The following is an 11,172-nucleotide window of genomic DNA, read 5'->3' as shown; positions in this document are numbered from 1 at the left end:
GGCGCGACCAGTCAGCAAGTCCGACCAGGCAGAGCGGTAATTGAAATTGCTCAGGTACAAGCTGAAAAAGTAAAAAGCAACAACCCAGCTCAATACACCCAGGCTCAAAATGGGCTTGATGCGCTCTTTTTCCAATAACCAGAATATAATTACGAACACATTGAATGTCCATCCAATCAGCGTCCAAAAGTTGATCACACATTGTCCGCGAAGGTTAGGAGGCTCAGCAATGGACCAGTACGATGGAAAGTAGCTCAGGTAAAGCGCTACTGCAAAAACCAGCAATGAGAATGCGGGATGTACAAAGAAGAAGCTGAATTCACCAGGCTTTTTGGAAGTATACAGTATGCAGGCAATCGGGATTAGGACTAGTGTCAGCACACACAAAGCCGGTGCCATTTTGGACAAATTATGAAATTCCCAGGTAAAACTGTTTTTCAGGGAAAAAAGCAAATTGTACTTCAATGGAGTGGGATAAAGTCCCGATTCTGCTCTGGCTGCATTGCCCGGCGCCGTCACCGACAATACGCCGAAAATCAATGCGACGAGTGAGAGTACCAGGAATTTGAAATGTAATTTTCTATCAATAATACTCTTGAAAAAGAATAAAGAGCCGCAAAGAATCACCAGCCACACCAGTGTGTATTCATTCATTCCGATCAGTAAAATAAGACCAAGCGACAGCGCAATTATATTTCGCGTGGTAATAGCCGGGTACTGCCGGAAGAAATAAGCCAAAAGGTAAAGCGTGCTTATGTCGGCAATCGTGTAGTAGTAGCCGGTATACCAGTAGATATAACCCGCGACTGAAGGCATTTCTGCAATGAAAACAAACAGCATCAAGAATGCGAGCAGGGCAGTCTGCCAGGTGGGCAATTTATTGGCTGATAATGCTTTGGCAAAGGTGATAAAAGCATGCACATAAATCAGAAGCAGAATGGCAGGTGCGATTTTGTAACCAAAATAGGAACCATAGGTAAGCGGCTGCGTTGCTGAAATGAGCGTACCAATGTAACGTCCCGACCAGGTAAGCCAGTAATGCTTTTGGTAAGCCCAGTAACCCATTTCATTGACTGTCAGCGTGTGACAATAATCGTCGGTCGTGGGGAAAGTAAAAAAGGATAATGCTACGAATGGAAGGAGGAGAATTGTAAACGCGAAAATCAGCAACTTTTGACGATTGTCAGCGCTTTTAAGCCACGTAGAATTAGTCATAGATAAACATTTCTGATGGATGTTAAACCGGAGGTTCAAACATAAGATTTTTCTTGGGAAGAATCGCCCGACTAGTCAGTTGAGCTACTTTAAGGGCAAGAAAAAAGGCCACCATCTTTCGAAAGTGACCTTTGTCTTAGTAGCGGGAGCTGGACTCGAACCAGCGACCTTTGGGTTATGAGCCCAACGAGCTACCAACTGCTCCATCCCGCGGCGTTGAATTGGAGTGCAAACATACGAGGTTATTTTGAATATGCCAGCTTTTTGCAAAAAAAATTAAGACAACTTTTACAGATTTACCACGTAATACTACGCCCTGACGCGCGGTTTGCTGCCCGGAAAACCGTAGGTTTGCATAATAATTGGCGGCAGCACCCTAATTATCAGCGATTTCTAAAATCCGGGTAGCTGCATTCCTTTTGAATAGTGAATACCAAAAATTTTATGGAAGAAAAAGAAAAAGAAGCTCCCCTGCGAAACCATCGTGCGGGTTTTGTCAGCATTATCGGTAAACCGAATGTTGGTAAATCCACGCTGATGAATGTATTGGTAGGGGAGAAAATGTCAATTATTACCTCCAAAGCGCAAACAACCAGACACCGTATATTAGGGATACTGAACGGAACACACGAAAATATCCCATTTCAACTCGTGTATTCCGATACGCCGGGTGTCATCAAGCCAGCCTACAAGCTGCACGACTCGATGATGACTTTTGTAAAAGGGTCACTTGAAGATGCGGATGTAGTTTTGTTTGTGGTGGAAGTAGGGGAGAAGGTGGCTGAACACGAGGTACTGCCGCTTCTGAACCGAACCGACTCGCCGGTGATCCTGGTGCTGAACAAAATCGACCTGTCGGATCAGGAGCAGGTGAATGCAAAAATGACAGAATGGGAAAATGAAATCCACCCTGCGGCTATCATCCCGATCTCAGCTTTGGAAAATGCGAACATAGGTACATTGTTCGACGCCGTCATTACACGCCTTCCTTTTCATCCGCCCTATTTCGAAGAAGACGAACTAACAGACAAACCTGAGCGTTTCTTTGCTTCCGAAATGATCCGCGAGAAAATATTTCTGAATTATCGCCAGGAAATTCCATACAGCTCCGAAGTAGTAATCACAGAATTCAAGGAAAAAGACGATATCATCGTCATACGTGCAGAAATTCTGGTCGAACGCAAAAGCCAGAAGGGAATTCTGATTGGTGAAAAAGGCGAAATGCTCAAAAAAGTGGGTAGTCAGGCCAGGAAGGACCTGGAAGAGTTTTTTGGCAAAAAAGTCTTTCTTGAACAACACGTAAAAGTAGAACCAGATTGGAGAAGCAAAGAAAACAAGCTTCGCCAGTTTGGATATGAAGATTAATAAATAAATGAATGAAAAACGGTATGAACAATGCCGTTTGGACCAGATCAAACAAGTAAAATGGCAAATATTATATCAATAGTAGGGCGACCGAATGTAGGTAAGTCTACATTATTCAACCGCCTTACAGAGAGCCGCAAGGCGATTATGGACAACCAGAGCGGCGTAACGCGCGACCGGCATTATGGTTACGGAGAATGGACAGATCAGTATTTTACAGTAATCGACACCGGCGGATATGTAGTTGGTTCGGAAGATATATTTGAAGGCGCGATCCGCGACCAGGTGGAGCTGGCAATTGAAGAGTCAAGCGTGGTACTGTTTATGGTTGATACGATGACGGGCCTGACGGATCTTGACAAAGACTTTGCAAATGTGCTTAGGCGGTTTAATAAGCCCGTTTACCTGGTAGCCAACAAAGCGGAAACGCAGGAACGTTACCAGTCTGCTGCTGAATTTTATGAGCTGGGTTTGGGAGACGAGATTTTCGCTATCTCCGCGCAGACAGGTTTTGGAACAGGAGAACTGCTCGACAAGGTTGTATCGCATTTTGAAACACAAGGAATTGAAAACCCGGAAGAGGGTATTCCCCGCATTGCGATCATGGGGCGACCAAACGTAGGTAAGTCTTCATTTTTGAACGTACTGACAGGAACCGACAGAAGTATTGTGACTGATATCGCTGGTACAACCCGCGACGCGATCCATACGCATTACAATGCATTCGGAATGGAGTTTATCCTGACCGACACTGCCGGAATCAGAAGAAAGTCGCGCGTGAAAGAGGATATCGAATTCTATTCAACCCTGCGCTCGGTAAAGGCAATGGAAGAGTCAGATGTTTGTATCGTGTTGCTGGATGCAACGTTGGGCCTGGAAGGCCAGGATATGAATATCATTGGCCAGGCTGATAAAGCGAAAAAGGGGATTGTGATCATGGTCAACAAGTGGGACTTGGTTGAAAAAGATTCCAAAACAGCCGACGCCTACAAGAAAGCTTTGCTTGAAAAGCTGGCGCCGATGAACTACATGCCGATCATCTTTGCTTCCGTGGTTGAAAAGCAGCGCATTCACCAGGTAATGGAGAAGGCGATGGAGGTTTACAAAAACAAAACCAAAAAGATCACGACTTCAAAACTGAATGAAGTAATGCAGGCTGAGATCGAGAAATATCCGCCGCCGGCGCACAGAGGAAAGTATATCAATATTAAATATATGATCCAGCTGCCGACGCCGTCGCCAACATTTGTGTTTTTCAGCAGCAATCCCAAGCATGTTAAGGAGCCTTATCTGAGATACCTTGAAAACAGGATGCGTGAAAATTTCGATTTCTCGGGCGTGCCGATCACGATTTTCTTCCGCGAGAAGTAATATTTCAGTTTATAGTTGAAGAAGCGCCGGCATTCACCAATGCCGGCACTTCTGTTTTATCCGGTAAGTATTACGGTTCAGGTACTTATATCTACGTTTCGTCTTTTTTATTTTCGCTGGTGCAACCTTTCAAATTACCTTTACATCTGTTAAGCATCGCAGCCCATTTCTCAGGTACCAAAAAGTTTTTTCAAAAAAATTGTTAAAAACAAGGTACTATGTATTGCAAGATACCTACTGAAACATATATATTTGTAAGGTCAATTAGTTACAATGAATTCTGTTCGGATTTTTTGAATGACTGAAAACAAAAATGCCATGAAAAAGATAAAATTACTCCTCATATTCCTGGTACTGTTTAGCTTCCGCGCCAGTGCAACAGGTTATGTTCATAATATGTTTGTTGCACACAAAAAGCTGCAGGCAGGGAAAGAAGTTGTAATGGAAAAGGCTGTGGTTAAAAAGCATAAATCTATTGCCAGAACTACAAAGCCGGTGACTCACGCAAAAAGTGCTGCGTTGCTTAACACCAGCATCGTGAGCAGCAATGCATCTGCTACATTAAACGAGCGGATTTTGGAAGAAGGTCCAAGTTCTTTTTTCAAAAACGAGAAAGAGGACAGTGCAGACGAGTCAATCGTTTCTAAAATAATCGGAGCTTTTCGCTGCATGGTTTATGCATTTGTAGGTTCCAGCGCGTTAGGAAATTCGTAGACAATCATACTTCTATCATTAATGCAAAAGAGCGACCCAGCAGGCCGCTCTTTCTTTTTATCCTACCACATTGGTTAGTGTTCCGATCGGCTCAATGGTAATGTGAACTACATCCTCTTTTTGCAGCGTAAAGTCGGAGGGAGGAATAATTCCGGTTCCGGTCATCAGATAAGCACCGTGCGGGAAAGACATTTCCAGGAAGAGGTATTTGAGTAGCTCCTCCGGTTTTCTCTTCATTTGCGCCAGGGTAACTTCACCATTGAACACTTCTTCGCCGGCGCGTATAATCGACAAATCGATCACTGTGTCATCTGTTAAGGGATATTCGGGTACATACAGGCAGGGGCCAAGCGCGGCGCTGCCCGTATATGATTTGGCCTGAGGCAGGTACAATGGATTTTCACCCTCGATACTTCTTGAACTCATATCATTTCCGATCGTATAGCCAACCAGCGTTCCGGAAGAAGAAGCAAAAAGCGTGAGTTCAGGCTCGGGAACATCCCATGAAGAGTCGCGGCGGATCCTTACCGTACCGTGGTTTCCGATTACACGCCAGGCAGTGGATTTAAAGAAGAGCTCCGGCCTTTCAGCTTCATACACACGATCATAAAAACTTCCGCCGCCTGCTTTTTCCGATTCTTCCATGCGGGCTGTGCGGCTTCTGAAATAGGTAACTCCCGAAGCCCATACTTCCTGTGAACCAATCGGTGCGTGCACTTCCGGCATTGGCAAATCGTCCGTAAATATGATCGGAATTAATTGTTCGGTTTGAATTTCCAGCCACTCGTACAAATCGTCGCGGTTAACAGCCAGGTCCCAGTCAGTTTCATGCAAGCGATAAAATGTATCATCCTTTTCGAGAATAATGCCGTTTTGTGTTTTGTATAATTTCATCGGTTACAGCTGTTTTTTGGTTCAATAAGGCTCCTGACTTTTTTCTATACTGTTAATTACCCCGGTTGAAAAGGAACAGGCCATTCTCAAAACCGGTAATCAGACTTTCCAAAGCCGCCTATCTATAGGTATTCTTTCCTGCGAAATGAGCGAAACTTCCTCAAATCCAGGATGCTGGGGATGAATAATAATGTTGAAAGAAAAGGGAACAATCACAGACGGAAGCCCCACAGCCAGAATGTCCGGATCGACCAGCCAATCTTTGAGCCAGTACTGGGTCCGGTCATAATTCCGGTCCTGCCAGAAATCCGGCATTTCGCTTCTGGTATAATACCTGATCTGGTCGGGTATTTCAATTGTTGAAAGCCAGTATTTTGGAAGATCCTCATAACGCACGCCAGGTGCATGCGCAAGGGTTTCTACGAGGCCGAGCTCGGGTGTTGAGGTTGTATATAAAACGCCAATCCCTTTTGGATTCCATCGCGCGCCGAAAAGCCTGCTGCCCTCAACAGAAAGCGCACTATCCTTAAATTTTTCCCTGATTATCCTGTAAACAACAGCCATATTGAGGATCAGGCGGGTAAACCATAATCCAATCTGCCCAGTACATCGTCCACCAGCCCAAAACCTGTGATCGTATCCATCAATTGCAACGGAGATTGATCGTCAAGCTCTAAAATTGGAGTGCGCAGCCAATTGCGGACTGTGCCGGCTTTTCCTTCAAAAGTATCAAGCGCATGAACCAGCACATTCCGCAGCAGCAGCAATCTCTCCGAAGCGTCGGTACCCAGCTTTTTATCCGCCTGAATGCGGTGCAGGTTGCGGGGCGTCATACCCAGCACAAATGCAATTTCATTGTCTGTTAACCCCACGAGATCAGAAACTTCGTCCGCTTCCGACCGCAAAACACCTTCGCGGGAGATCCGGATCAGGCTGAAATCGGAAGAATGCTTTGATCCGTAGGGTATAAAATCTTCATGAAACATGCGAAGTGGCGCTGACATACCTTTGAACTTTAAAGTGACCTATGTCTTAAATATAAGTGACGTTTGTCAAAACTCAAATTTTTTCTCTCAGAAAATCAGCAGTATAGTTCCCTTCCAGCTTGATCATTTCTTCGGGAGTTCCCGTAAACGTGAGCTGGCCACCGTCATCGCCACCTTCCGGGCCGAGATCGATAATCCAGTCAGCGCTTTTAATAACCTCCATATTGTGCTCGATAATGATCACAGTATCTCCCTGATCAACCAATGCATTGATCGCTTTCAGCAACTTTTTGATATCATGAAAATGCAGACCAGTTGTAGGTTCATCGAAGATAAAGAGCATTTTACCTTTGTTCGAAGTACCTTTCCCCAGGAAAGAAGCCAATTTGACGCGCTGCGCTTCGCCGCCGGATAATGTGTTGGAAGATTGTCCCAGTCCCACATAGCCCAGCCCTACTTCCTGCAAAGGCAGCAGTCGCTCTACCAGCTTGGGTTCACTGCCGCGGAAGAACTCGATTGCCTCGTCAACCGTCATATCCAGGATTTCGGAAACATCTTTTTCATTGTACCTGACTTCCTGAATCTCCTGCTTAAACCGTTTCCCATTGCAGCCTTCGCAGGTAAGATAAATGTCCGCCATAAACTGCATTTCCACTTTCACCTGACCTTCACCCTGGCAGATCTCACACCGGCCACCATCGACATTGAATGAAAAATGGGAAGGTTTATAACCTCTCGCCTTCGAAAGCGGCAGGTCCGACATCATTTGGCGAATGTAATCGTAGGCTTTGATGTAAGTTACGGGATTAGAGCGGGACGATTTTCCGATCGGATTCTGATCGATCATTTCCACAGCTTCAATGCGGTCTACACTGCCTGTGAGCTCGTCGAATCGGCCAACTTCTTCGCTAAACTCACCTTTGAGTCGCATTAAAGCAGGGTAAAGCAGTTTACGGATCAAAGTCGATTTGCCGGAGCCGCTTACACCGGTAACAACCGTGAGTATATTCAGGGGGATTTTTACATTCAATTCTTTAAGGTTATTCTCTCTTGCTCCTTTTATTTCAAGAAAATGCAAAGCTTTCCTCCGCACGGAAGGTACCGGAATGGAATCGTGACCAAGCAGAAAGTCAATCGTATGCGACCTCGTTTCAGGATCAGTGTTATATGCTTCGCCGCTTGCTTTTAATGCAGTGATATCCTCCTGATTTCCCTGAAAGACGACGTGACCGCCGCCGGTACCAGCTTCCGGGCCGATATCAATAATCTGGTCTGCGGCATGCATTACTTCTTCTTCGTGCTCTACCACGATCAATGTATTTCCCAAATCACGCAGCGATTCAAGTACGCCTACAAGTCGCTGGGTATCGCGCGGGTGTAGACCAATACTGGGTTCGTCGAGAATGTACATAGAACCAACCAATGCACTTCCCAGTGAAGTTGCAAGCTTAATGCGCTGAAATTCACCGCCCGACAATGTACTTGTCAACCGGTTCAAAGTCAGGTAGCCCAGCCCGACACGGTTCATATAGTCGAGACGCGTTTCAATTTCTGTCAAAACACGTTTCGCAATCTGGCGGTCGTGTTCGCTGATTTCAAGATTTTGGAAAAAAACGGAAACATCCTTGATCGGCTTCAATACCAGATCGGTTATGGAAGCGCCGCCGATTTTTACAAAAGATGCATCTTTCCGCAGCCGCGAACCGCGGCAGTCAGGACAAGTAGTGCGGCCACGGAAACGCGAGAGCATTACCCTGTACTGGATTTTATGTGTTTGGGATTCCAGGTCGGCGACAAAATCGTTGATACCTTGGAAATACTGGTTACCGGTCCAAAGCAGGTCTTTCTGCTCCTGCGTTAAATCTTTGTAGGGCCGGTGAATGGGATAATCGAATTTAATCCCGTTGCGAACAAGCGGAACCAGCCACTCGCTCATTTTTTCCGTCCGCCAGGGCGCTATTGCACCTTCGTACACAGAAAGGCTTTTGTCGGGAATCACCAGATCAGGATCTATTCCCAATATTTTACCAAAACCTTCACAACGCTTGCAGGCGCCAAATGGATTGTTAAAGCTGAACAAATTGACGCTCGGCTCTTCGAATGTCATTCCGTCCAATTCAAACTTATCAGAAAAAACCCTCCGCTCTCCATTGACAACCTGCGTGATACAAACACCCTCTCCTTCAAAAAAGGCAGTTTGCACCGAATCAGAGAGGCGGTACTGTGTATCTTCATCGTCCGCTTTCACAGCTGCACGGTCGATCAGGATAAAGATCTGGTTACCTGCCTGCGAAAAATTGTCAGGGTTTTCCAGAATATCCTCAATGGAAAGCACTTCATCATTCAGTACAATCCTGTTATAACCTTTGGAAAGCAGAACGGTAAGCTCCTCCACCTGCGTGCGGCCCTCGCGGATCAGCAGCGGCGCGAGTACCATTACGCGGGTACCTTCCGGGTGCGCCAGCAGGTAATTGACCACATCGGTAACCGAATCTTTTTTCACCATTTCACCGGAAATGGGAGAATAAGTGCGGCCAATGCGCGCGAAAAGCAATTTCAGGTAATCGTATATTTCGGTAGAAGTGCCCACCGTAGAACGCGGGTTGCGGGTATTTACTTTTTGTTCAATGGCGATTGCCGGCGAGATACCTTTGATATACTCCACCTCGGGCTTTTCCATTCTACCCAGAAATTGCCGGGCGTAGCTGCTCAGACTTTCCACGTACATCCGCTGGCCTTCCGCAAAAAGCGTATCAAAAGCCAGTGAAGATTTGCCTGAACCAGACAAACCGGTGATTACGACCAGCTTGTTGCGTGGAATAGCGACATCCACATTTTTTAAATTGTTAACTCGTGCACCTTTGATCAGAATGTATTCTCTCGGGTCAAGTTCATCAAATTGGGAAGCTTCGACCCGGGCAAAAGGTAAATGCATCATAAAAGGAATTAGTGGAATTCAGGTTCAAGTTTGTTAATGACGTATCTAAATGCAAACCAAAACCACGCTTATTTAGTTTGGCTTGCGAAAAGGGAAAACGAGAGAAGTAGATCAGAAGGAAATGGAGCCTGACTTTGTGAAAGTCATTCCTTTTTGGGCAGCGTCTTCAAAGATCGGATCGGCCAGGTGTCCCCAGTTCGGTACGTCGGACATACAGTCTGACAGCACAGTTACTTTCGGGACCAGCTCTGGCGCGTAGCGGATAATCTGGGCAATGCTGGTGGCTACGCAATGCGACCGCGCTTCGCCCGCAATCAGGACCTGGTCGAATGCATTTAAATTGTTCAGAAATGCATAATCCAGCTCGGTTTCAGCTGCACTGGCGACAGGTACCTGCGCTTTGAATACACCAAAATGCTCGGTAAGCGGGTTAATGCCTTTTTGAACTGCAACATAATCCCGTCCAGTCCGGTGTGTCCACGCCAGAATTGCTTCCAGTAAAGAATCATCGAGCGCAGCTCCTTTGGAACCGATCAAACAATGTTCCGGCCAGATAAAATGCTGAAATTCTCCCTGCTCCTCCAAAGTTTCCAGGTACCAGGTTACATATTCCTGGTGGTACCGCGGCGTCCATTTACCTGATTTTACAGAGGCCAGTGTTACCAATGTAAATGGCGCCACTGTATTTCCATTCTGGTCTTGCCAAAACAGCGGGTGCGCAATATCAAGTACTTTGTGGGTGTCGAGGGTCACAAAAATGCTGTCGAGCTTATCACCTTCAAGCGCGATCAGCCTCGTCAGCCGCGCGATATCCTCCTGCGCGCCGGGCACGAAAAGCGTCCCCTGCGGATTACAAAAATCGTATTGCGCATCTATAATCAGCAGAGCAGTCTTTTTCATGATTTTGGTTTGTGATGAAAACTATTCGATTTCGGTGGGGAGCTCCATCTGGCGCGCATACATTTTGGAACACAAACTATACACCAGCTGCAACATCCGGTTTACATCTTTGAGGTAATCTACCCGGTAATCTTCATTCAGCTTATTAAATCCGTTCAGAATAGTCTGCGCTTTTTTGGCAATGTACAATGCACAGGTATCAGCCCGCGACGAGTAGGTTTTGAGTATATCCGGATATGCAGACAAGAAGGTGTTCATCAGGAAAAGATTGAGCTCCAAGCCGCCGATTTTGTCTTTGGTAACCTTTACGTGATAAGCAATGTCGCCACTCAGATTCCGCATATCCATCAAAATCCAGCCGGGTGTATTCTGGTTGAATTTCGATGTGCGCACAATGGTCGCCATAATATCTTCCCGGCGTTCGGGTATGGTGGAGCTGTCCTCAATCAGTTCAAAATGAAGCCTGTCGGAGAGTGTTTTATCTTTGGTGATAAGCCGGAGAAGCAGTTTGTCCTTCTCTTTGGCAGGCATCTGTATAATTGCCTTTTTAAGCTGATCTGGTAAGGCCATTCAAACGCTATTGATAACTTTATTTAGAATCCCGGATTACTCCGCTTAACTTTATCCGTCATTTAGAGCAGAGGTTTTTGACAAAAATATCAGATATGTCCAAATATCTATCCATCTCTTTGAGCGTCGTCCTTTTTTTAGTTTTCCTGTTTACGCTCTTCGGAAATGCGATTAATGTGCCATCGTTTGACGATTACGATACAACGCTGAACTTCATCC

The 11,172-nt window shown here is 45.8% G+C and carries 10 protein-coding genes and 1 tRNA gene; 3 read left to right on the top strand and 8 right to left on the bottom strand.

Annotated features, from left to right (window positions below):
- Positions 1–1,215, bottom strand: a 1,215-nt coding sequence (locus ACTIE6_RS01355) for a hypothetical protein (RefSeq protein WP_439554912.1), incomplete at its 3' end; no start/stop codon positions are given.
- A gap of 140 nt (positions 1,216–1,355) precedes the next feature.
- A tRNA-Met gene (locus tag ACTIE6_RS01350) sits at positions 1,356–1,428 on the bottom strand.
- Positions 1,429–1,659: 231 nt separating this feature from the next.
- Between ACTIE6_RS01350 and era the strand changes: the two genes are divergently transcribed.
- From era to ACTIE6_RS01335, 3 genes are all read left to right on the top strand, one after another.
- The gene (gene era, locus ACTIE6_RS01345) at positions 1,660–2,580 is read left to right on the top strand and encodes a GTPase Era (RefSeq protein ID WP_439554911.1); all 921 of its coding nucleotides are present in this window, start codon (positions 1,660–1,662) and stop codon (positions 2,578–2,580) included.
- Positions 2,581–2,640: 60 nt separating this feature from the next.
- The gene (gene der, locus ACTIE6_RS01340) at positions 2,641–3,951 is read left to right on the top strand and encodes a ribosome biogenesis GTPase Der (RefSeq protein ID WP_439554910.1); all 1,311 of its coding nucleotides are present in this window, start codon (positions 2,641–2,643) and stop codon (positions 3,949–3,951) included.
- A 318-nt stretch (positions 3,952–4,269) separates the two neighbouring features.
- Entirely contained in the window at positions 4,270–4,665 is a 396-nt protein-coding gene (locus ACTIE6_RS01335) for a hypothetical protein (protein ID WP_439554909.1), read from the top strand.
- 57 nt (positions 4,666–4,722) lie between these two features.
- Here the strand turns inward: ACTIE6_RS01335 and ACTIE6_RS01330 are convergent, their stop codons facing one another.
- The 6 genes from ACTIE6_RS01330 to ACTIE6_RS01305 all read right to left on the bottom strand — a co-directional run bounded on the left by ACTIE6_RS01330 (position 4,723) and on the right by ACTIE6_RS01305 (position 10,953).
- Positions 4,723–5,559, bottom strand: coding sequence for a fumarylacetoacetate hydrolase family protein (locus ACTIE6_RS01330; RefSeq protein ID WP_439554908.1), 837 nt, complete (start codon positions 5,557–5,559; stop codon positions 4,723–4,725).
- A gap of 99 nt (positions 5,560–5,658) precedes the next feature.
- On the bottom strand, positions 5,659–6,123 hold the full coding sequence (locus tag ACTIE6_RS01325; protein WP_439554907.1) for an RES family NAD+ phosphorylase: 465 nt from the start codon (positions 6,121–6,123) through the stop codon (positions 5,659–5,661).
- A gap of 8 nt (positions 6,124–6,131) precedes the next feature.
- On the bottom strand, positions 6,132–6,563 hold the full coding sequence (locus tag ACTIE6_RS01320) for an antitoxin Xre/MbcA/ParS toxin-binding domain-containing protein (RefSeq protein ID WP_439554906.1): 432 nt from the start codon (positions 6,561–6,563) through the stop codon (positions 6,132–6,134).
- A 55-nt stretch (positions 6,564–6,618) separates the two neighbouring features.
- A complete protein-coding gene (gene uvrA, locus ACTIE6_RS01315) occupies positions 6,619–9,480 on the bottom strand; it encodes an excinuclease ABC subunit UvrA (RefSeq protein ID WP_439554913.1) in 2,862 nt (953 codons plus the stop codon).
- Positions 9,481–9,594: 114 nt separating this feature from the next.
- Entirely contained in the window at positions 9,595–10,383 is a 789-nt protein-coding gene (locus ACTIE6_RS01310) for a cysteine hydrolase family protein (RefSeq protein WP_439554905.1), read from the bottom strand.
- A 21-nt stretch (positions 10,384–10,404) separates the two neighbouring features.
- A complete protein-coding gene (locus ACTIE6_RS01305) occupies positions 10,405–10,953 on the bottom strand; it encodes a hypothetical protein (protein WP_439554904.1) in 549 nt (182 codons plus the stop codon).
- Positions 10,954–11,172: the final 219 nt, after the last annotated feature.

Origin of the sequence: Dyadobacter sp. (assembly GCF_051859145.1) — a bacterium.
Lineage (GTDB): Bacteria > Bacteroidota > Bacteroidia > Cytophagales > Spirosomataceae > Dyadobacter.
The sequence above is the reverse complement of the archived record's forward strand: the minus strand, read 5'-3'. Positions and strand labels throughout refer to the sequence as shown.